We start from the raw sequence: 22824 nt of genomic DNA on the forward strand, positions 1-22824 counted from the left end.
AAAATGATAAAAGGTGGTGATGTCTGTTGTTTTAAGTATCGCAAAAGTAATGCATCTAAAATGAAATACAGGAAAGTCTATAATTTGTTAATTCCTATGTCCTATGTTAGGATACAATTTGGCTTTTATTCACAAGAATGACAAGTTAATTTCAGGGAGGAGAGCAACCATTGTTTGTGGCAGGCTTAACTGAAAATGAAAGAAAGCTATCGTCGTAGTAAACAATCAAGCTCTTTATCTATTAGAAAAGAGGAGTGTCATGAGAAAAAAATTGAACATTGCTATGCTGACCATGTTGTTAGTGTTCCAAACACTACTCAGCCCACTGTCAGTATTTGCATCTGAAGACCTTTCGACACCACCAGTCGTGAATGACAATGGTTCGGATGATGAAATGGAAAAAAATCCTTCTACACCAGTGAGCAATGATGCAGATTTGTCAGAAGATAACATAGGTGAAGAAGAGCTTTCTACAACACCGCAAGAAAATGAAAACAAGGAGCAAGATCCTGAGAGCCAAGCTCCTGAAGAAGAAAAAGTAGAGGAAGACCCCGCTAAAACTTTGCCAGTGGATAATTCACCATTGGTTCCTCAAGAAATTCCAGCTTCACTATTATCATTTGTAATGAAAATAGGTGAAAAAACAGTTGGAGCAGGTGAATTTGGTACAGAGTTAGCTCCAAATACAACAGCTAACTTCACGGTTAAATTTTCCGTGCCAATGCAAGATAGTCAAGCAGAAGCTTGGGGAGATGGGAGTTGGTTTGAATTCCAATTGCCACAGTCGTTAATTGATTTTGATGGGGCATTCGCCGGTAGCAAAACAGTAAACGGTATCACATATAATTATGTCACTACGGATAATAAAGTTCGTGTAGAGTTAAGTGGTATGGAGCCCGGCTCAGGAAGCTCTCAACCAGAGGAATTAACCGTTACATTCAATTCTGGTTTTAATAATCTTTCTGACGACATGGAGCAGGATATGGAAATTCCTGCAGCCACAGGCGGTAGTGAGATAATTAAGGTTAAATTTACTTTTTTACCTTCAACGAGCAACAAAAAGGTAAGTAAGGAGAAGCTAGGGACTCCTACACCTGCCGCAAATGGTAACCATGAGATGGAATGGCAGGTATGGGTTAATGAAGCAGGTAAATTATTAAGTAATCCAACTTTAACAGACGAGCCAACATCTCATGAAATTATGGCTAATTCCGTAAATGTTTATCAATATGAGGTCGGTCTTAATGGTGTGAGAACAGGTACAGAGAACATTGTTCTGACAAATGGTAGTTGGAGCGATATTGAAAGTACGCTGACTGGTAAGTATGCATATAAAATTACGTATAAAACGTCTGTAACATTAGAGGCGGATAAACGTGATGGTGTAGTTAACTTTAATAACAAGGTCCTATTTACTAATAATGGACAAATAGAATCTTCTAATACGGCAACGCACACCATTACGTATGGAAAAGCGCTAGATAAAAAGTTAGATAAAAATACAAACTACGAAACAAAGTGGCATATTGATTACAATCATAATTTGTTAAGTATCGATCAAACTGATGCATATATTATAGATACAATTAAAGGTCCTCACGAAATCGATGCATCAAGCATTAAGGTTTATAAAATGAATGATGCAGCTGGCAATGTGGCGACAACAGTTTCGGAAGCTAATAGAGTAACAAATGGATTTACTATTAATCATACAACTGGAAATGTTAAAAGCTTCACATTAACCTTTGATAATGATATTTCAGATGCCTATACAATTGTGTATGATGCGAACTATAGTAAACAGGATTTTTATGAAGATGAAGCAGGGCAGTTTAATAATAGTGTGACAAGCGGTACAGGTAAAGAGAAGAATATAAACTATGTACTTACTGAAAACCTATTAAAAAAATCATATACAGTTGATTTTGATAAAAAAGTAATTACATGGACGATCAACATTGTATCTGATAATCCAACTAAGCCAATTAACAACCTAACACTAACAGATACATTTACAGCCGGTGCTGCAGATGGGGTACATGAGTTAATAGATAACACTGTACAGCTTAATGATAAAGCAATTCCTTATACTCTAATTGCCGGAGATAAGAAAAAAGGCTTTACAATTTCAGGTATTAACGTCCCAGCAGGTAGTACATCAACTATCACTTATCAAACGAGTTTCGCAATTGGTGATGAGGGTACTGTACAAAAGCAAGGGTATGGAAATACAGCTGCTACAGAGTGGACAAGTGGCGGTAAATTATATGAAAAATCATCTTCTGTGAGCTATATTCCACAATCAACTACTGTTAATAATGGCAGTAAATCGGGAACGTTTAACTACTCCACGCAGCAATTTACATGGGATGTAAAAGTGAATATCAATAAAAAGGATATTAATGGAGCTATTTTAATCGATACAGTTGGTGAGGGACATAAATATTTACCGGGAACAATTGAAGTGTTACCTTTAACTAATTTAGGTGGTAGTGATACAGGCGGAACTATTGGTACTACACCGATTGACTCGAATAATTACACAATTTCAGCGGAAACAGATAAAGGCTTTACATTAACATTCAGTGATTCCTTATCAGGAGATATCAACTACCAGGCATATGTTGTTCGTTATAACACAAAGGATGACGATCATATTTTAGGTGTTGGTTCTGATACGTCTACTGATAGAGGGAATGTATATACGAATGATGCCACATTTAAAACAAAAGGTACGCAAGAATTTACGCTGGAATCTACGCCAGTAAAAATTGATGAGAATGTAGCGAACAATTTAGTGACAAAAAATAAGCCACAACAAAACGCGAGTAAAGAAACAATTACTTGGACATTAGATGTGAATAAATCTCATTCTGATTTAGGTCAAAATGTCATCTTAACAGATTTACCAGGTAATAATTTAATGCTATTGGAAAGTAGTATTCTATTAGCACCATATACAGTATCTAAAACAGGTATTCAAAATGGATCTAACTGGCAAACACCTTTGCAATTAGGGGTAACTGTCAAGTTTGATACTCAAGGTGGCTTTAGCCTCGAATTCCCTGATTTAAATCGAAAAGGGTATCAAGTACAGTATAAAACAATAGGCTTTGGTCAAATTGGTGATGCATTAGAAAATACAGCAACATTGCATTATACGGGGCAAACAAAGGCTAATCAAAAAACTGAGAGTGACTATAAGGGTAAATTTAACTTTAGTAGCTCTGAATCAGATTTTTCGTCAACACGAGGCAGTGCCAAATTCAAAAAAATTGGTATCGATTCAGCTACAGGCCAATTTAAAGAAAACTTAGCTGGTGTTGAATTCCAACTAATTAAAAAAACCGCAAAACCAAATGAATATATCATACAAACAGCTACTACAGATGCAAATGGTGAGTTCACCTTTGAAAATGTGCCGTACAATGACTATCTCATCCGTGAAGTAGCAGCACCAACTGGGTATACTAAAATGTCTGACTTTAAATTTAAGTTGGATGAAAACACGACCCTAAATAAGCAGCCAGACTTACTAACACAACTTGTCAATACGACACCAATAGTTGGTGGTAGTTGTACACAATTCGAAATAGCGATTAAGGATATTGATGGTCATTCCATTACTACAGGTACAGTTACATTAAAGGATCCCAATGGTACAGAAACAGCACCATACCAAGTAACAAATGGCAAAGTGACATTACCTAATCATTTTACAGCTGGTGAGTATACAGTCACTCATTCAGTTGAAGGTGAATTAGGAAAGGTGATAGTGAAATATGAGGGTGGTTGTAAAGCTGTAGTTCAACCAGTGCCAAAATGTGAAAACTACACAATTGTAGTGAAAGATGGTCAAGGTAATATTCGTACAAATATTTTAGAATTAACATTAAAACAAGGTACTACAGTAGTGACAAAGGTATCTCCTGACGCAGAAGGTAAGTTTATTGTTCATTCAAATGATCCTACTACTGGTGTAAAACCAGGTGAATACACAATATACGAGGGTAACCAATTTTTGGGTACAGTTACACTGACATACAAGAAAAACTGTGGTTATGAATTTACAATTATACAAGCACCCAAATGTGAAACGTTCGAACTAACAGTCAAAGATGTTGATGGAGAATTAATAGAAGATAAAACGAAAGTAACGATTAAAGATTTAGATGGCAAAACGGTAGCTACTGAAGAAACAAAGGACGGTAAAGTAGCATTAAAAGATTTAGAGCCAGGTGTTTATAGTGTATTTGATAAGGATGGCAATAAAATTGGGGAATTCTCCAGCAATATTAATTGCCAAGCAGAAGTTCAACAAACACCAGCCTGCGAGCGCTTTACAGTAGAGTTAAAGGATGAAAATAATGTCCTAATTAAGGCGGGGAAAGACGTTGTTATTAAAGATAAACAAGGTAACGTTATTTCAACAGTGATAGAAGCGGATGGTAGTATGACATTTGTTTCTAAAGATGTACCCGCAGGTAAGTATGACGTTTATGACAATAAAGTTTATTTAGGAGAAATTGTAGTTTCTTACAAACAAATTTGTAAAGTAGACTTATCAATTGCCCCAGCGTGTCTAAACTTTACATTAACGATTAACAATATGTATGGTCAGCCTCGTGAAGGTGTCAAAGTAACATTCACAGATGAAGCTGGTGTAGTAATAGAAGAAAATGGTTCAACAGAATTTACAACAAATCATATAGGGCAAATTACTATAAGTAATTCATTAATTAGGCCTGGTAAATATATTGTCAAAGAGAATGGTATTACAATCCTTGGTACAGTAACAGTAGGTAATACATGTGAGGCTAAAATTCAGCCTACGCCACCTGTAACAAATCCAACTGATCCTGATAATTCTACATCAGAGCCAGGGCAGCCGGTTGATCCAAACAAACCAAATCCAGATCCAGAGAAGCCAGTTGATCCAAACAAACCAAATCCGGATCCAGAGAAGCCAATTGATCCAAACAAACCAAATCCGGAGCCGGGGAAACCAGTTGGTCCAAACAAACCAAATCCAGATCCAAACAAGCCAGTTGATCCAAACAAACCAAAGCCAGATATTAACAAACCTACAACCCCTGGTAATGGTGGCACATCAGCACAAAATGTTATTGATCAAGGGAAACAATTACCACCGTATAATCCATCGAACGTAACTAAAGATACGTTTGATGCTTATAAAGATTTCCTGAATAAATATAGTAAGCTATCAAAAGATGAGCAGACTGAGGTGGCTCAAGCTATTGATATTAATAAAATCAAAGCGGATGCAGAGCGCTTAGAAGCACAGCTACGAGCACAAGGTAAATTACCACAAACAGATGGAGCCAATCAAACAGCTCTTGTATTTGTTGGTTTACTTCTTGTAGCTGGGTCAATATGGTTCATGCGTCGCCGTACAACAGAGGTATAATCAAAAAAGCGCCATCTTTTAGGGGAGGGCACTGAAAAAGTCTATATCTTCTCACATCACGAGGTATTTAACGAGTAAATTGTTGAATACCTCGCTTTTTTCATTTTGCACTGTGACTCTACTGTTGTTTTCCGAAGCATTCCGCTCGCTTTCCGCGGGTGAGCGCCGAGCCTCCTCCTACGCTTCGCTTCGTGCGGGGTCTCGTCTGTCTCACTTTCCCGCAGGAGTCGAGCGATGCTTCTCCAAACAACGCAATGTATCACACTATTATTTTAGTCACGCTTTCCTTTATAATAAAAGAATGAATGTGCAGGTGGTATCCCCGATGATTTCAAATCAAGAAACCCTTAATTTAAGTCTATATATGGCGATCTACGATATTGTTGTGCCAAAAGATAATATACTTCGCCAAATCAATGAACTTGTTGATTTTTCGTTCATTTTAGAAGAGTTAAAAACAAAATATTGTTTAGACAATGGACGAAATGCCATTCCTCCAACGATATTCGCTGTTAATTTGAAACGGATATTAAAGTTACTAAACGAAAATGAATAAGGAATAGAGACAAAAATAAGGCACTTCCTGTTCAAAATTGAACAAGAAGTGCCTTATTTTCAACTGAAAAAGGTTCGCTTTTATGAAAACGTAAGTTTTTCAGTGCCCTCCTTTTAGGGATCGCGCTTTTTGTGTGATTTAAAAGGTTCCTTTGGCATTTTCTAAAGAATAGCTTTGCACAAAATCTGCTTGTAAGGCTAGTCGTTTGGAGCCTTTTTCCGCGCAAGTAATTAAGGTTAACGTCGTCTGATTGGGGATATCATCCACGATGTAAACATCTGTTGCTGCAATGATTTTTTTAGTCGCTAATTGATACTCATACACATTACTCATGTCTGTGACATAAATAATATCGCCAATTTGTGCTTGATAGAGGGGACTGAATAAAATATCTTTCTCTTCAAAATAATGACCTGCCAAAGCATAGTTTCCTGTACCGAGCCGCTGATTGGGCTTCATCGTACCCGCTCCAATAGCAAGAACAGCATTGCCTACTCCCTTTAAAATAGGAAGCTGCATATGGACACTAGGCACGGCAATACTGCCGACAACAGGCATTTTGCTAGCCTTTATTTGCGCTTGGAGAACTTCGGCGATGGTCAGTGATTGCACGGCTTCGAACTCAAAATTCGCATCTAGTTGGTTGTTCCTTTTTATATCGTCAGTGCTGTACTCTACTGCATTGAATTGGTCACTCATACGTGCAATCAGCGCATTTTGAATAGGTGTGATAAATATTAGTAACAAGCCGATGATAAGCACACATAGAAGTAAGGCCAGTTTAAGTTTATTCTTTTTCATTAATCTTTGATCACATCCTAGCAATAGTAACGAAATACTGAAACGTTTAAAAATGGGTAGAGCGTTAGGCGGCTCTACCCAAGTTTAATTTATTTATCACTCAAACGAACGCCAGCAACGCCGTAATGGTTTTTTGACATTTCTTCAATAAAAACTGTTACATTTTCTGCAGGTGCATTCACTGTGCGAGAAACGGCTTCTGTTACTTCCTTTACAAGGGCACGTTTTTGTTCCTCTGTACGACCTTCAAGCATTTTAACTGTTACGTATGGCATAATATTGCCTCCTTTATAGAATAATGTTGTATAGTTAGTTTATAAGAAAGTAGTATAAACTTCTTACTTGCGTTGAGGCATACGTGCCATGATAATTGTGGCTATATGCTTCCTTTTATAATAGCAGAATGGAGGATAATTAAGTATGGCAAATGAAGAAAAACCAAAACAAAAAATGGGCTTTACTATTATAAAAAATGACCCAACTGATGGACATAAGGGGTTTGGGATTGGTTCGCTTTCGTTAGAAAATGTATCGCCAGTCATTATAGATGTGGAAGAGGGAACAGCATCTGTTGAGATTGGTGCTATGCATGCGCGTAGCGATGTGGAACGCGGAATTAAATTTACAACGGATCGTGCGGATTCAGAGGGTGGCAAGCCATATTGGCTAGTATGGGCGACAATTGATCATAAAGAGGATGGACCTTACTATGCGGGAATAACAGCTTGTGAAATGGTAGTGAACCGTGAAAAACGCCGTGGCTATAAAATTTTGGCTGATCATGTGAATAAAATGGATAAATCCATGAAGCGTCATATTATCGTAGAGCATATGGATACACCGTCTAAAAAAGTGTTAGCTACTTTCCTAGAACAACTTAATCCAGATTTGTGGGAGCGAAGTAGCGAGCAATTGCGTCAAGACTTATTTGTCGAATAGCCCTTTAATGATTGAACAAACTGTGACATTTTGCGATCGTTTTCGATATTAGGTTGAAAGTGAGTTTGAAACAAAGTAAACTTGAGGCAGAGCTTACATTTTAGTAAGCTAGGACACTTGGTTTCGCGAAAGTGATGAGCGCTATGCGGCATTTGAACAACCCAAGCCAAATGCCCCATGATGCTCATACTTCGCAAACCATAAAAAGAAAAGCTTTCTGTTCCCACGGACACGTCTCCGGGGAAGAGAAAGCTTTTCTTATTTTTCGTATACTGTTACTTTGTCGAGAGCCTTCATAACTTAAAACGTATTAGGTTTAAAAAGGTTTCCGGATGATGGTTTGTTTGTTTTTTAGTTTTTAAATATGGAGAACGGTAGCATATTCCAAAATTCTCCCCATGTATTACTGTCAAGAATGTCGAAGTTTGTACATTTCTCAGTTGGTACATCCTTAGATTCCATATAGACAAGTCGTTGTTTTGGGCATGCGTCAGTCGCTAATTTACCTGTTTCGATATCGATAACAACGCCTTCAACAGCTTTAGGCTTTTTGAAATCTTCATTTTTTGTCCCTTTATTAACAGTCTCCATAAAGTCTATCCATATTTGCTTTGTCGCTGCAGTATCTTCTTTTGTCGTTAGGTTTTTCCCTTGATCATAGCCGTTCCAGACACCGGCAGTTAGACTTGGTGTAAAACCGATAAGCCACTGGTCACTATTAGTAGACCCTGATTTTGCTGCATAAGTATGGGTCATGCGTGAGCGAATGCTTATCCCTGTGGCAGGTGAGTAATCGCTGAATACGGGGTCAAAAATACCTGTCATCATTTCTGTTAAGATAAATGCATTCTCTTTGGAAATAGCTGTCTCCGTTTTTTTTGTCACACCAGTGTTTTCGTAAATGACGTCTCCATTAGCATTTTTTATGGATACAATTGCTGTCGGAGTCGTTTGCTGTCCTTGTGATGCTAAAACATTATAAGCATTTGTCATTTCATATAGCGTAGTTTCAATCGTACCAAGTGCAATTGATAAATTATCCTTTGCACCAATGCCTACATTAAAACGGTTTGCCATATCGTGAAATTCCTTGAAGCCAATGTCCTCTAAAGTCTTTACGGCATAAATATTATCTGAGATAGCAATCGCTTGCGCCATAGTCATATCATGATCAGCAAACTGCCCATTTACATTTTTAGGGGCATACGTTCCTCGTCCATTATCATAGGTAAAAGTTGTTTCACCTACATCTAAAAAAGTAAGCGGAGTGTACCCATTTTCTAAAGCCGCTGCATATAAAATAGGCTTGATGGTAGACCCTGGCTGACGTTTTGCCTGTGTCACACGGTTAAATGAACTTACTGCATAGTCACGACCACCTACTAATGCTGTTACAGCCCCAGTTTTAGATTCCATACTAACAAAGGCTGTTTGAAGATCGTCAGCAGGCATGTTTTTTGCCACTGCTTCTTCGGCTGCTTTTTGATGTTCAAGATTCAAGGTTGTTTGAATCGTCCAGCCACCCTCACTAATATCCAGATTTTTTGATTTTAAAATTTCACTAGCTTCTTGCCAGGCAACATCTAGGAAATAAGGGGCAACAGATTTGGTTGCTACCCAACTGTCATTTTTCAATACAAGTTGTTCATTTTCAGCACGTGTTTTTTCTTCTTGTGAAATAGCTCCTTGATCTGCCATAAGCTTTAAAATAACGTGTTGGCGATTTGTAGCTTTGTCCAAATTAGCAATTGGCGAATAGATACTTGGACCCTTTGGTACACCGGTTAACATGGCTGCCTCTGCAAGCGTTAAATCACGAGCAGACTTGCCAAAGTAAAATCGACTGGCCGCTTCAACCCCGTACATGCCATGACCGTAATAAACCGTATTTAAATAACCTTCTAATATTTCATCCTTATCATAAAAAACTTCTAATCTATAAGCATACAGAGCTTCATTTAATTTACGTGTCCAAGATTTCTCATGAGAAAGATAAAGGTTACGCGCATATTGCTGAGTAATTGTACTAGCTCCTTGTACTTTTCCTCCAGCTTTAATATCCACTAAAATCGCACCAGCAATACGAGAATAGTCAAAGCCACCATGTTTATAAAAATCTTTATCTTCAACAGCTACTACTGCTTCTTTTAAAAAAGGTGACATCTCATCGAGACCAACCCAATAACGTCTTTGATTTGTAAAGTGGTCTCCAATTTGGTTCTCATTTTCATCTAAGAAAATGGAGGCTTTCGGTACGGTTAAAGGCGGTGCACCAGCCACTTGAACATAGATGCGGAGTGCTACAAATGCTACGACAATTGCAGTTGCAAAGGCGACAAAATAAGTAAGTGATTTCCGTGTGCGCTTTACACGCTTTTGCTTTCGATGATAGCTTTTTCGTTTCATCCGACTTTCACCTCGTTTTCTCACAACTTCGAACTTACCGTTAGTATGTGTTCGAACATTCATCTTTAATCGAAATTCTACCTAAAAACTATTGCACTTTATTCAAAAACATCTATACTTTTTTTGTACTACTTGAAACGTTGGCATTCGACAAGAAAAACATACTTTGTAGATTTTAATCGAAATTTGCTAGACGTTCCAATAATGTATACGAGGATAAAAGGATACAGGTTTCATTACAATCCTGTAAGCCATCATAGATGGACTTTAAGATATGTTGTTTTTTAAAATAATATTTTATTTATAGCGGAGGTCTAGCAATGAGATTTGATGAAGCGTATTCAGGAAATGTATTTATAAAAAGTCATCCTACATATGAGGATGCTCAGGCAGTTATTTATGGTATGCCGATGGATTGGACAGTTAGTTACCGTCCAGGTTCACGATTTGGCCCACAACGTATCCGTGAGGTATCTATCGGTCTCGAAGAGTACAGCCCATATTTAGATCGTGAGCTTGAGGAAGTAAAGTATTTTGATGCAGGTGATATTCCACTACCATTTGGGAATGCACAACGTTCATTAGATGAAATTGAAAAATTTATTGAAAAATTACTAGCTGATGGCAAAATCCCTGTTGGTATGGGAGGAGAACATTTAGTGTCTTGGCCTGTCATGAAAGCAGTATCTGCTAAATATGATGACCTAGCTATCATACACTTTGATGCTCACACAGATTTACGAGTAGAGTATGAGGGAGAGCCACTATCACACTCAACGCCAATTCGAAAAATTGCCGAACATATCGGACCTAAAAATGTATATTCATTTGGTATTCGTTCAGGAATGAAAGAGGAATTTGAATGGGCGAAGGAAAACGGTATGCATATTTCTAAATTTGAAGTATTAGAGCCGTTAAAGGAAGTTCTTCCAACGCTGGAGGGGCGTAATGTTTACGTAACGATCGATATCGACGTGTTAGATCCAGCTCACGCACCGGGAACTGGCACAGTTGATTGCGGTGGTATTACTGCGAAAGAATTATTAGCTTCCATTCATGCCATTGCAGCAAGCGGCGTAAATGTTGTAGGCTTTGATCTAGTGGAAGTAGCACCTATTTATGACACATCTGAAATGACAGCTAACACAGCTTCTAAGCTATTGCGTGAAATGATACTAGGCTGGGTAAAATAAGTTTAATAAACATGATTAGATGGGGGTAGCTATGGCTAGCCCCATTTTTTTAGTCTTTTTAAAAAAAGGTAAGGTATTATTTGACTCAATATTCACAATACGAATATAATTTTTTGTATATAAAAAGGGAAGGAGGGGTATTGTGATTTGGTCTCTTCTCATGAATGATATATTTATTTTTATGAGTACAATGGAATATTTTTGGCTATTGGCTTCGTTCGTTTTAACCGTTCTCTGTGTTAATGTACAGCTATATTTCGCCAATAAATTCATGGTTCAAGACATACAAGATGAAGAAATTGAAGTAGATTATGACATCACTAATACTTGGACTCCACCTTTGCTAACGTGGTTCGTTCTATGTATAAGAACGTCAGAAAACAATGAGGAAGAAAGTGTGTCTCCTAGTTTGATGTAAACTTTAAAACTAGGAGGAGAATCATTGTTTACTTTTTTAACACAACCAATTATTTATTTCATTCATTTTATCCATTCTTTTACAGGAAGCTATGCAATAGGTGTTATTAGTATCACGATTGCAGTGAGAGCAATACTTATGCCGCTTTTTATTAAATCGGCCAAGCACCAAAAACATTCAAAAGAATTAATGAAATCCATTAAACCTGAACTAGATGTGCTTACTGCTAAATTAAAGAATAGTCATGACGAATCTGAAAAAATAATGGTGCAACAAAAAATACAAGAATTAACGTCAGATTCATTGAAAAGCTCATTATTAGGTTGTTTACCAATCATCATTCAATTGCCTGTGTTATTTTCACTGTACTATGCGATTAAGCTAGATACAGTGATTGCCAGTGAAAATTTCCTTTGGATGAATTTGGGTACAATGGATATCGGGATTTCAATAATCGCTTGTGTCATGTACTTCATGCAAAGCTGGCTCTCGTTAGATAAAAATCAACCGATAAATATGAAGATTATGATGTTCATTAATCCCATAATGATTCTTATTTTTAGTTTGTTTAATCCAGCGATTATTCCTATATATTGGACAGTAAGTGCTTTATTATTAACGGTTCAGCAATTAATTATTAAAAAATGGTATAGATAAATGGCAAAAATCCTCTCTTCATTCGAAGGGAGGGTTTTTTTATTGCTCAATTATCCGTAGTAGTTACGTTCTAGTTGACTTCTATCTTGAAAAAACAATGGTATTCATCCTATAATAAAAAGGTTATAGTAAAAGACTAAAAAGGGAGCGTCCGTTATGGCGAACGAAATAAGATCGCAAGTAAACATTACGCTCATTTCTACGATTCGCCCAAGTGATGGAGAATCCGAAAGCTATGAAATGCGGCTCAAAGGGCAGCTACTTGAAAAAGCAGGAAGCTTGTATTTGAAATATGATGAGGTGCAGGAGGATAAAACCATCCGCACGACTATGAAATTAGGCCATGAGAAAGCACTTATTATGCGTGCTGGAGCTGTCAGTATGCGGTTACCACTGAACATAATTGAACAGCAAAAAGGGCATTATGAAGGTGAGTTTGGCTCCATGCCACTCGTGATCGACACGAAGAAAATGTCGTTTACGAACAGGGCAGTAAGCGGAGATTTCCATGTACAGTACGATTTACTAATGGGTGGGCAATCTGTTGGCAATTATACATTAGATATTACATTTACGGAGGTACAATGATGAACGCAGTAGAACAAGTACAACAGGCTATAAAAGCAGCGTTGGCTCAAGCCGTGAAAAAGGCAGGCTTAGTGGACGCTGACACAGAATTATCAATTCACCTGGAAACACCAAAGGATAAAGCAAATGGTGACTATGCAACAAACATTGCTATGCAATTAACAAAGTTAGCGAAGAAGCCACCTCGTGCAATTGCGGAAGCTATTTTAGAAAATCTGGATACTGAAGGAACAGATATTGAGAAAATTGATATTGCTGGTCCTGGTTTCATGAATATCACAGTGCGTAAAGATTTCCTAACAGGGGTAGTTACACAGGTTCTGGAGCAAGGCGCAGACTATGGTCGTTCAAATGCAGGCGCAGGGGAGAAGATTCAAATAGAATTCGTTTCCGCTAACCCTACAGGAGATCTTCATTTAGGACATGCGCGTGGGGCATCTGTTGGAGACTCATTATGTAATGTATTAGATATGGCTGGCTACAGTGTCTCTCGTGAGTACTATATTAATGATGCAGGGAACCAAATTAATAACCTTGCATACTCATTAGAAGCACGTTATAAGCAGGCATTAGGAATGGATGCCGAAATGCCAGAAGACGGCTACCATGGCCCGGATATTATTGAAATTGCTGGAAAGCTAGCAAAAGAGCATGGTGATGCAATCCTAACTAAATCAGATGAAGAACGTTTTGCATTCTTCCGTCAGCATGGTTTAGCGTTAGAATTAGATAAATTAAAAACAGACCTAGCAAACTTCCGTGTAAACTTTGATGTTTGGTATTCTGAAACATCTCTATATGAAAACGGAAAAATTGAAGTGGCATTAGATAAATTAAAAGCAAATGGTCATGTGTTTGAAGAGGATGGCGCTACATGGTTCCGTTCAACAACTTTTGGTGATGATAAAGACCGTGTATTAATTAAAAACGATGGTTCGTTCACATATTTAACGCCAGATATCGCCTATCATGAGGATAAAATTGTCCGTGGCTTTGATAAATTAATTAATATTTGGGGAGCGGACCATCACGGCTATATTCCACGTATGAAGGCTGCCATTCAAGCATTAGGCTATGATCGTGATACATTAGAAGTAGAAGTAATTCAAATGGTTCAGCTTTATAAAAACGGTGAAAAATTCAAAATGTCTAAACGTACAGGCAATGCGGTAACAATGCGCGAGCTTGTAGAAGAAGTTGGTTTAGATGCAGTTCGCTACTTCTTCGTAAAAACAGCAGGCGATTCTCATATGGACTTTGACCTTGACCTTGCCGTATCGCAATCTAATGAAAACCCAGTGTATTATGCACAATATGCACATGCACGTATTTCATCAATTTTACGCTCTGCCAATGAACAAGGTTTTGCTGCTACAAGTGAAAACCTAAACCTATTAACAGCTGAAAAGGAAATTGATTTATTGAAAAAAATTGGCGATTTCCCACAAGTGGTAGCTGACGCGGCTAAACATCGTACACCACACCGTATCGCAAATTATATTCAAGAAACAGCAGCAGCTTTCCATAGTTTCTATAATGCAGAAAAAGTATTAGATGCTTCAAACAAAGAGCTAACAGAAGCTCGCTTAGCATTAATTACTGCCGTTCGTACAACAATTGCTAATGCGCTTCGTTTAATCGGCGTGTCAGCACCAGAAAAAATGTAATAGTCTATCTTAGCCCCTAACAGGAAAAGTGTTGGGGGCTTTTTTATGGATAGAAAGCGGGTTTACACATTAAAAAATGGTAGTGAGTGATACGGGATTATTGGCTAATCATTAAAATTTCTGCTTCAAACCATATTTTTCTGTTAATTTCGAAAATTTTGTTGAAGTTTACGTTAACGTCAATGGTATACTGTTGCCAATCAGGAAGGGGGAGACGATTATGAAGACGATTCAAGAGGTGGCTAAGGAGTTCGATGTGTCCACGCGTACAATTCGTTATTATGAGGAGCTTGGGCTTCTTTGTCCTCAACGTTCATCTACGAATCAACGAACCTTTTCAAAAAAAGAATTTGCGAAGCTCAAGCTTATTTTTAGAGGAAAGCGTTACGGCTTTTCACTGGAGGAGATCAAGGAAATGGTATTACTTTTTGATTTTGATCGCTCAGGAATTCAGCAATTGGAGCGAACCGTTGAATACGGAGAGCAAAAGATTCAGGAGATTGATAGGAAAATAGCTGAGCTTACGCAAATGAGAAATGAATTACAACAAATGCATGGCATGTTTAATGAAAAATTAACGACTTTAAGGGGAGAGATGCACGATGAATAGTTCCGATTTATTAGCACGTAATGCCCGTAAGTATCCAACAAAGGAAGCCGTTATTTGTCATGGTAGAAGAGTGACCTATTATGATTTAGATGAGCAAGCGACTCGTTTTAGTCATGCCTTATTAGAACAGGGTGTAAGGCAGGGAGATAAAGTTCTGATTTTTATGCCTAACGTTGTAGAGTTTGTCGTAAGCTATTTTGCTATTCAGCGAATGGGTGCTATTGTCGTCCCAGTCAATGCTAAGTTTACATTACAAGAAGTAGAGTATGTGGCACAGCATGCTGAGGCAAAGGCGATTATTGCTCATGAAGCCATTTTTGCGGCAGTCCAGCATATTGCCGGAATCCCGTTAAAAATTAAAACAGGACAACAAGTAACTGGCTGGCTTCATTTTGAAACAATCATTCAAAGTGCCAGTGCCCAAACGATTGAATGTCAGTTGAACGAGGATGATGCTTCGACTATTTTGTACACATCAGGTACAACTGGGAATCCAAAGGGCGTATTGTTTAGCTATCGTAATATTTTAACGGTTGCGCAAATGATTGCGGTTGAAATGGAGGTCAAGCCTGAAAGCCGTATATTGCTAATGATGCCATTAACTCATTCGGCTCCATTGCATTTATTTTTAATGGCAGGTGTTTTTGTAGGCTCTACAAATGTGTTAACGCCAACTTTTACACCAGACTTATTAATAGATTCCATTGAAAAAGAAAAAACGACCCATTTCTTTGGCGCACCTGTTGCTTATTTATTAACAGCACAGTTGCCAAGATTGCAATCAGCTGATTTGTCCTCCATGAAATGGTGGGTGTATGGAGGTGCACCTTTATCTGAAAATGAGGTTCGGTTCATTCAACAGTCCTTCCGCACAACTAATTTAACATGTGTATATGGATTAACAGAGGCGGGACCAAGTGGATCATTGTTATTTGGCAAGGAGCATGAAGGAAAGGCTGGGAGTATTGGACAGCGAGCACCTTTAGGTACAGAGATACGTATTGTTAACGACAGTGGCGAAGATGTACCAGCAGGAGAAGTAGGGGAGATCGTTTTATTTGGTGAGGGTAATATGCTTGGCTACTACAGAGATGAAGCGGCAACCAATGCGGCCTTTATAGACGGTTGGTTAAAAACAGGAGATCTAGCTCGTAAGGATGAAGATGGCTTTATTTGGATTGTTGATCGAAAAAAAGATGTGATTATTTCGGGTGGGGTCAATATTTATCCGAAAGAAATTGAAGATTGCCTTTTAAGCTTTGAGGGAATATTTGAGGCGGCAGTGGTTGGTGTTCCACATCCACAATGGGGAGAGACAGTGAAGGCTGTGTATTCCGCTAAACAGGATATTGATGAAGAGGCTCTAAAAGATTATTTAGAGGGACAGCTTGCTAAGTATAAAATACCGCGTATTTTTGAAAAAGTGGAAGCGCTACCAAGGAATGCGTCAGGCAAAATTTTAAAACAATTTTTGAAAGGACAAGAGGTGAGATAGTATGAGAGTTTTACAACAGGAAATAGCAGGCACAAGCAATTTTTTTACAGATAATGATACGCTTCAAAAGGTGTTGGAAATGATGCTGGATAAAGAATTTTTATCTTATGCGCATCGGGAATTGACGGACTTTGGTGAGCTATGTGCGGGTGCTATAGACGTGAGGGCGAAACATACTGATCGACAAGGAGAGCCTCGCCTTCAAAGATATAATGCCTACGGTGAAGAGGTTTCAGAGATATGGGTCAATGACGGCTACAAAAAAACAATCGAAGAGACATATAATACGGGGATTGTTGGCTATGTGCATAAAGATATTCCCCAACTAGGTCACAAAGGGAATTATGTCTATAGTTTTGCGCAAGGTTATTTACTGTCACATGCGGAGCCCGGTTTTTATTGCCCTGTGACATTAACGATGGCTACTGCCTATTTATTAGACCATTATGCAGAGGAAGAAGTTAAGAAGCGCTTTTTACCGCATGTTTGTGCAACAGGCGATAGGGAGCTATATGAGGGAGCGACATTTTTAACGGAACGACAAGGAGGCTCAGATGTTGGTGCGAATGTAGTAGAAGCAAAACTTGTGGGGAATGAATACCGCCTCTATGGTGAAAAGTATTTCGCCTCCAATGCAGGGATGTGTGGGGTTGCAATGGTATTGGCACGAATAGAGGGTGCACAAGCAGGCTCTAAAGGATTAACTCTTTTTGCTGTTCCATGGCGTAATGAAGATGGATCGGCTAACCATCTTCGTATTCGACGACTAAAAGATAAATTAGGTGTGAAAGCCGTTCCATCTGGTGAGGTTGAGTTTGATGGAGCACTCGCGTATGTAGTTGGTGATCACAATAAAGGGATTTATTATATGCTGGAGGCTCTTAATTTATCAAGAATTTGTAATGCTGTGGCATCTATTGGCATTATGCGCCGTGGCTTCTTAGAGGCGAAGCATTATGTGTCAAATCGATATGCATTTGGTAAACCTTTAACACAGTATCCTATGATCCAGGATACATTGGGTAAATATGCCGCTAAGCTGCATGTAGAAGTAGCTACGATTTTTGATCTTATTCAATTATACGATAAAGTGACAAGTGGTCAGGGAACAGAGCAAGACACCATCATGAACCGTTTATATATTGCCATTATGAAAAAGGAAACGGCAGAGCAGGCGGTCCATTATGCAAGTGAAGCAATTGAGCTACATGGCGGGAATGGCTATATTGAGGACTTTGTAACACCACGCTTATTGAGAGATGCGCAAGTGCTGACGGTATGGGAGGGTACGGCTAATATACTAGCTTTGGAGCTTATTCGCTTAGTGGATAAATACAGGGCACATGAATTGTTTGTTCAAGAGATGAGCGAGCGATTAGAAGTATTAACAGACCATTCATTAGTGAAAATCGTTCAAGAGCAATTAACTAAACTATCGGCAACCTTACAAATTTTTAGTACTCTCGATGAAGCGACAAAAACGTTTGAAGCAAAGGATGTTGCCAAAAAAATGGCCCAATTATATGAAAGTGTCGTAGCCGTTGAGTGGGCACAGAAATTTGGTGGGAAATATGACAAACTAGCGGATGTTTATTTAGAGCAAACTTGGTCATTACGAACGATCGGTGCTCCGATGAAAACCGTACAGTATTTTGCTGAAATCGTCTAATAACCCTTGGAGTCGCCTTGATATAGAGGCGACTTTTTTTAATTTCATGTATAATAAAATCAACTGAATAGTATAAAGGTTCTTTACTTATGTAAAGTGAAAAGGGAAATCAGTGTAATTCCGATGCGGTCCCGCCACTGTAAGTGTGAGTTTTTTCAAATGATGCCACTGAAGATTTCGGGAAGGCTTGAAAAAACGTAATGAGCACAAGCCAGGAGACCTGCCTTTATAGCATAGACATGACAGCCTACGAGGATAGGATGGTGGATTTTGTATCAGTTTTTTGGTGCGATTTTGACCCCTCATCATTCGAAGATGAGGGGTCTTATTTTGATGGAGGAATATTTCTAACACATGAACGCACAAATCAACGAAGGAGGATTCACATGAAGAAATTTTGGAAAATAGGGGTATCGGCATTTTTAACGATAGGGTTGCTAGCGGCTTGTGGACAAGAGGCGCAAAAAGACAATTCCACACCTACAGAAGAGCAAACACAACAAGAGACATCTAAAACGGAAGCAGCAACATTCCCTATGACTATAACGGATGCTATTGGGAAGGATATTACACTAGAGGCTCCTCCTGAAAAAATAGTGTCACTAATTCCAAGTAATACAGAAATATTGTTTGGCCTAGGTTTAAAGGATGAAATCGTAGGGGTTACTGACAACGACGATTATCCACCAGAGGTAGCTGAAAAGGATAAGGTTGGTGGCATGGAATACAATATTGAACAAATTATTGCCTTAGAGCCAGATATCGTTTTTGCACATGAATCTAGCATGTCTCTTTCGGAATCGGCCATAGCACAGCTAGAATCGGCGGGCGTGAAAGTATTTGTTGTGAAAAATGCCCAAGATTTTAATGAAACCTATACAACGATTGAACAGCTTGGGCGTGCTACAGGGAAATTATCAGAAGCTGAAAAAATCATTGCTGACATGAAGGCGAAAGTGGATGAGGTTCAAGGGAAAGTGAAAGACGTTGAACCTAAGAACGTTTTTGTAGAAGCCTCTGATGAACCTAATATTTATACAGCTGGTCAAGGCACATTTATGAACGCAATGCTGGAGATGATCCATGCAAAAAATGTAGCAGCAGACGGTGATAATTGGTATGAAATTGGTGCAGAACAAATTATCACAAAAAATCCAGATGTCATCGTGGTGACATATAGTTATGTACCTGATATTTTAACAAAAATACCAAAGCGTGCAGGTTTCGAGACAATTAATGCAGTAAAAAATAATGCTATTGTGCAAGTAGATGAAAGCACAACAAGCCGTCAGGGACCACGTTTGGCGGATGGCCTTGAGGAATTAGCAAAAGCTATCTACCCTGAGGTATTTAAGTGAAAAAAGTAGCAACAGCCTATGTATTAACATGTACGCTTCTTATCATTAGCATCTGGTGTGGCGTCGCTATAGGCTCTGTTCATATTCCGATAGAAGTACTGTGGAATCAATCAGTTGATGAAACAGCTGCCAATATCTTTTGGAAAATTCGCTTGCCCCGTGTGCTTTTAGCGGGGCTAGTAGGAGCTTCTCTCGCCATTGCGGGAGCGGCTTTCCAAGGCTTGCTCAAAAATCCATTAGCAGATCCATATACATTAGGTATTTCATCGGGTGCTTCTGTCGGCGCAGTCATGACAATCTTTTTTAATATTTCTATACCTGTTGTAGGTTTGTATGCCTTACCTACCTTTAGCATGATAGGTGCGATTATTACAATGGTGATTGTGATGAGCTTTGCTAGAGTAGTGGACCGTTCTTTAAAGATGGAAACACTGATTTTAACAGGTGTTATCTTTAGTTCCTTTTTAGGATCGTTAATTTCGTTAATGATTGCTTTATCGGGAGAGGAGCTGCGCCAAGTAATCGGCTGGCTACTCGGTTCTGTTTCTATGCGTGGTTGGCCGTATGTTCAAATGATTATTCCGTTTGTCATTGTTGGTTCCCTTATGCTGTGGACACAGAGACGTGAGCTTAATGTTCTGTTATATGGGGAAGAAAGAGCGAAGCATTTAGGTGTTAATGTAAAGCGAAGTAAGTATTTGATTTTAGTAGGTGGCTCCATGCTAACTGGAGCAGCAGTTGCTGTTTCAGGCACAATTGGCTTTGTAGGGTTAGTTGTACCGCATATGACAAGAATGATTTGGGGTTCTGATCACCGTCATTTACTCCCACTATCATTTTTTAATGGGGCAACATTACTTATTATTTGTGATTTAGTGGCAAGAACCATTATCTTGCCAAGGGAACTGCCTATTGGTGTCATTACGGCATTTATTGGAGCGCCTGTTTTTTCCTATATTTTTTATAAGCAACGAAGGGGCAAGGGGGTACGGGCGTGATTGTTGTTGAACATCTATCAGGTGGTTATGAAGACGTACCGATCGTCAAGGATATAAGCTTTACAGTTGAAAAGGGAAAGATTCTTGGCATTTTAGGGCCAAATGGTAGTGGGAAATCAACATTATTAAAGGTAATGAGTGGTATTCTACCAGCAGTTGAGGGCATGATTTCTATTGATGGACAAAGCATTCTTTCCTACAATGCCCGTGCTTTAGCAAAAAAAATGGCTGTTTTACCACAGCTCCATGCGAATGCTTTTTCAAACAGTGTAAGAGAAGCTATTTCGCTTGGACGTTATCCACATCAATCAGGGTTTTTTTCAAGTTGGTCTGAGCAAGATGAGCAAGCAGTTCAACATGCAATGCTGCAAACAGGCATAAAACGTTATGAGCATACACCGATGGAATTTTTATCGGGTGGTGAACAGCAACGAGTTTTTGTTGCACAGGCCCTTGCTCAAACTGCGGAAATTTTACTGCTAGATGAACCAACAAATCATTTAGATATTGCCCATCAGCGGCAAATTTTAGATATGGTGCGGAAGGAAGCTGTAGAGTGTGGTTTAACGGTAGTGATGGTATTACATGATATGAATTTAGCCTCTCTCTATTGTGATGAATTATTGCTCATGGAAAGTGGACAAATGAGAGCTTTCGGGGCACCACATGAAGTATTAATTGCTTCTCAGATTGAAGAAATTTATCAAGCACGAGTAGCTACTTATGCTCATCCAGAAATTCCTAAGCCGCAAATTACAATGATGCCTGCAGCAAGTGACTATCAACAGCGAGCTGTAATAAAAAAAGAACATTTTAAAATAACGGAACACTTTATTCAGCTTCAATCAGAGATTCCTATAAAAACGGTATCGTCTGCTGTCCATAACCCTGGAATTGGATGGCATAATTGTTTGTTAAACCGCTCAGTTCCTAGTGATTATGTGATTAGTGATGTAAAGAGAGAGGTTAATGAATTTTTGCAAAGAAACCATTTTTCGCCTACGAATACAGTTGTCATGCTGACAGCAGTGCCAACAGCTCTTGTGGCAATCAATGAATTTTCTGCACCATTTGGCAGTGTAATAGTAGCTGTTACTGCTGGTGTAGGGAATGCAGTAGATGTTTCTCGTGTGCACGAAAGGCAGGATGAACCATATATTGGTACTATAAATACATGGGTAATTATCAACGGCTGTTTATCGGAGGAAGCATTTTTTCAGGCCATGATGACAGCTACAGAAGCGAAAACGAAGGCTATGCAATCAGAAAATATTCGTGATGAGCGTAGTGGAACAATTGCTACAGGTACTGCTACAGATAGCCTTTTAATTGCAGCAACTCAAAAAGGGACAGAAATGTTATATGGTGGTCCCATTACGGAAGTTGGTAAAATGATTGCAAAGGGTGTTTTTGAAACTACGGTTCAGGCTATCAGAAATTACAAAAATCAATTTTAGGAGATGAGCGAAATGAAGCTGTACACAAAAACAGGGGATACGGGTAAAACAAGTCTTATAGGAGGACGCGTTGATAAAGATAGTTTACGTGTTGAAACGTATGGGGCTATTGATGAATTAAATTCTTTTATTGGTAAAGCTGTAAGTGAATTAGATCCAGCACTATTCAAGGATATTTTAACGGATTTAGAAACTATTCAACATGAACTATTCGATGCTGGTGGTGATCTAGCCAACGTGATGAAAGAACGACATTATAAGCTAACTGAACAACCAATTGAGGTGCTAGAGGCTCGTATTGATGCACTTTCAGATGAAGCGCCACCATTACAACGTTTTATTTTGCCAGGAGGGGCACCAGCAGCTGCAACTTTACACATTGCGCGTACGGTTGCTCGGCGAGCAGAGCGTGAAATGGTGACACTTATGAAAGAAGTTGAAGATGTGCCAAAAGTTGTACAAAAATATTTAAATCGATTATCAGATTATTTATTTGCAGCTGCACGTGTAGTAAATGCTCGATTACATGTTGCGGATGTTGAATATATTCGCAGTGGAAATGTTTTTAAAAAATAAAATTTAGT

General features: G+C 38.7%; 17 protein-coding genes, 1 pseudogene and 1 riboswitch. Of the genes and pseudogenes, 15 read left to right on the forward strand and 3 right to left on the reverse strand.

All coding sequences use genetic code 11. The annotated features are described in order from the left end of the window. The first annotated feature begins 259 nt into the window (after window positions 1-259). Both AC07YC_RS18895 and AC07YC_RS18900 read left to right on the forward strand, forming a co-directional pair. Window positions 260-5428: a collagen binding domain-containing protein gene (locus tag AC07YC_RS18895; RefSeq protein ID WP_494920143.1), complete on the forward strand. Its 5169-nt coding sequence runs from the start codon at window positions 260-262 to the stop codon at window positions 5426-5428. A 325-nt stretch (window positions 5429-5753) separates the two neighbouring features. Further along, window positions 5754-5927, forward strand: a pseudogene (locus AC07YC_RS18900) (transposase); the annotation flags it as partial. A 195-nt stretch (window positions 5928-6122) separates the two neighbouring features. Here the strand turns inward: AC07YC_RS18900 and AC07YC_RS18905 are convergent. Both AC07YC_RS18905 and thmT read right to left on the reverse strand, forming a co-directional pair. Beyond that, window positions 6123-6746, reverse strand: coding sequence for a class A sortase (locus tag AC07YC_RS18905; RefSeq protein ID WP_494920144.1), 624 nt, complete (start codon window positions 6744-6746; stop codon window positions 6123-6125). Window positions 6747-6874: 128 nt separating this feature from the next. Further along, window positions 6875-7060, reverse strand: coding sequence for a 2-hydroxymuconate tautomerase (gene thmT, locus AC07YC_RS18910; protein WP_012292709.1), 186 nt, complete (start codon window positions 7058-7060; stop codon window positions 6875-6877). 145 nt (window positions 7061-7205) lie between these two features. Between thmT and AC07YC_RS18915 the strand changes: the two genes are divergently transcribed. Next, window positions 7206-7724, forward strand: a complete 519-nt coding sequence (locus AC07YC_RS18915) for a YwhD family protein (RefSeq protein ID WP_336636598.1) — start codon at window positions 7206-7208, stop codon at window positions 7722-7724. A 351-nt stretch (window positions 7725-8075) separates the two neighbouring features. Here AC07YC_RS18915 and AC07YC_RS18920 read toward each other — a convergent pair whose 3' ends face one another. Beyond that, a complete protein-coding gene (locus tag AC07YC_RS18920; RefSeq protein ID WP_336636599.1) occupies window positions 8076-10130 on the reverse strand; it encodes a transglycosylase domain-containing protein in 2055 nt (684 codons plus the stop codon). A gap of 320 nt (window positions 10131-10450) precedes the next feature. Between AC07YC_RS18920 and speB the strand changes: the two genes are divergently transcribed. The 12 genes from speB to AC07YC_RS18980 all read left to right on the forward strand — a co-directional run bounded on the left by speB (window position 10451) and on the right by AC07YC_RS18980 (window position 22816). Continuing rightward, window positions 10451-11323 (forward strand): agmatinase, encoded by an 873-nt coding sequence (speB, locus tag AC07YC_RS18925; RefSeq protein ID WP_036122947.1) that lies wholly within the window; start codon window positions 10451-10453, stop codon window positions 11321-11323. Window positions 11324-11483: 160 nt separating this feature from the next. Continuing rightward, the gene (locus AC07YC_RS18930; protein WP_235213682.1) at window positions 11484-11741 is read left to right on the forward strand and encodes a hypothetical protein; all 258 of its coding nucleotides are present in this window, start codon (window positions 11484-11486) and stop codon (window positions 11739-11741) included. Window positions 11742-11765: 24 nt separating this feature from the next. Then, the gene (yidC, locus tag AC07YC_RS18935; protein ID WP_494920145.1) at window positions 11766-12398 is read left to right on the forward strand and encodes a membrane protein insertase YidC; all 633 of its coding nucleotides are present in this window, start codon (window positions 11766-11768) and stop codon (window positions 12396-12398) included. 156 nt (window positions 12399-12554) lie between these two features. Next, window positions 12555-12986 (forward strand): YwiB family protein, encoded by a 432-nt coding sequence (locus AC07YC_RS18940; protein ID WP_375105699.1) that lies wholly within the window; start codon window positions 12555-12557, stop codon window positions 12984-12986. Continuing rightward, window positions 12986-14653, forward strand: coding sequence for an arginine--tRNA ligase (argS, locus tag AC07YC_RS18945; RefSeq protein ID WP_336636636.1), 1668 nt, complete (start codon window positions 12986-12988; stop codon window positions 14651-14653). The genes AC07YC_RS18940 and argS overlap by 1 nt, the downstream gene beginning before the upstream one ends. A gap of 220 nt (window positions 14654-14873) precedes the next feature. Continuing rightward, window positions 14874-15263, forward strand: coding sequence for a MerR family transcriptional regulator (locus AC07YC_RS18950; RefSeq protein WP_036122962.1), 390 nt, complete (start codon window positions 14874-14876; stop codon window positions 15261-15263). Continuing rightward, a complete protein-coding gene (locus AC07YC_RS18955; RefSeq protein WP_494920146.1) occupies window positions 15256-16758 on the forward strand; it encodes a class I adenylate-forming enzyme family protein in 1503 nt (500 codons plus the stop codon). Before AC07YC_RS18950 ends, AC07YC_RS18955 begins: the two co-directional genes overlap by 8 nt. A 1-nt stretch (window position 16759) precedes the next feature. After that, a complete protein-coding gene (locus tag AC07YC_RS18960) occupies window positions 16760-18427 on the forward strand; it encodes an acyl-CoA dehydrogenase family protein (RefSeq protein ID WP_494920147.1) in 1668 nt (555 codons plus the stop codon). A 59-nt stretch (window positions 18428-18486) separates the two neighbouring features. Next, window positions 18487-18669, forward strand: a riboswitch (cobalamin riboswitch). Window positions 18670-18813: 144 nt separating this feature from the next. Further along, the gene (locus AC07YC_RS18965; protein ID WP_494920148.1) at window positions 18814-19785 is read left to right on the forward strand and encodes an ABC transporter substrate-binding protein; all 972 of its coding nucleotides are present in this window, start codon (window positions 18814-18816) and stop codon (window positions 19783-19785) included. Continuing rightward, window positions 19782-20783: a FecCD family ABC transporter permease gene (locus tag AC07YC_RS18970; protein WP_336636624.1), complete on the forward strand. Its 1002-nt coding sequence runs from the start codon at window positions 19782-19784 to the stop codon at window positions 20781-20783. Before AC07YC_RS18965 ends, AC07YC_RS18970 begins: the two co-directional genes overlap by 4 nt. Further along, a complete protein-coding gene (locus AC07YC_RS18975; RefSeq protein WP_494920149.1) occupies window positions 20780-22240 on the forward strand; it encodes an adenosylcobinamide amidohydrolase in 1461 nt (486 codons plus the stop codon). The genes AC07YC_RS18970 and AC07YC_RS18975 overlap by 4 nt, the downstream gene beginning before the upstream one ends. Before the next feature lie 12 nt (window positions 22241-22252). After that, on the forward strand, window positions 22253-22816 hold the full coding sequence (locus AC07YC_RS18980; RefSeq protein ID WP_043990553.1) for a cob(I)yrinic acid a,c-diamide adenosyltransferase: 564 nt from the start codon (window positions 22253-22255) through the stop codon (window positions 22814-22816). Window positions 22817-22824: the final 8 nt, after the last annotated feature.

It is taken from the genome of Lysinibacillus sp. GW247-5R2A (assembly GCF_059424475.1).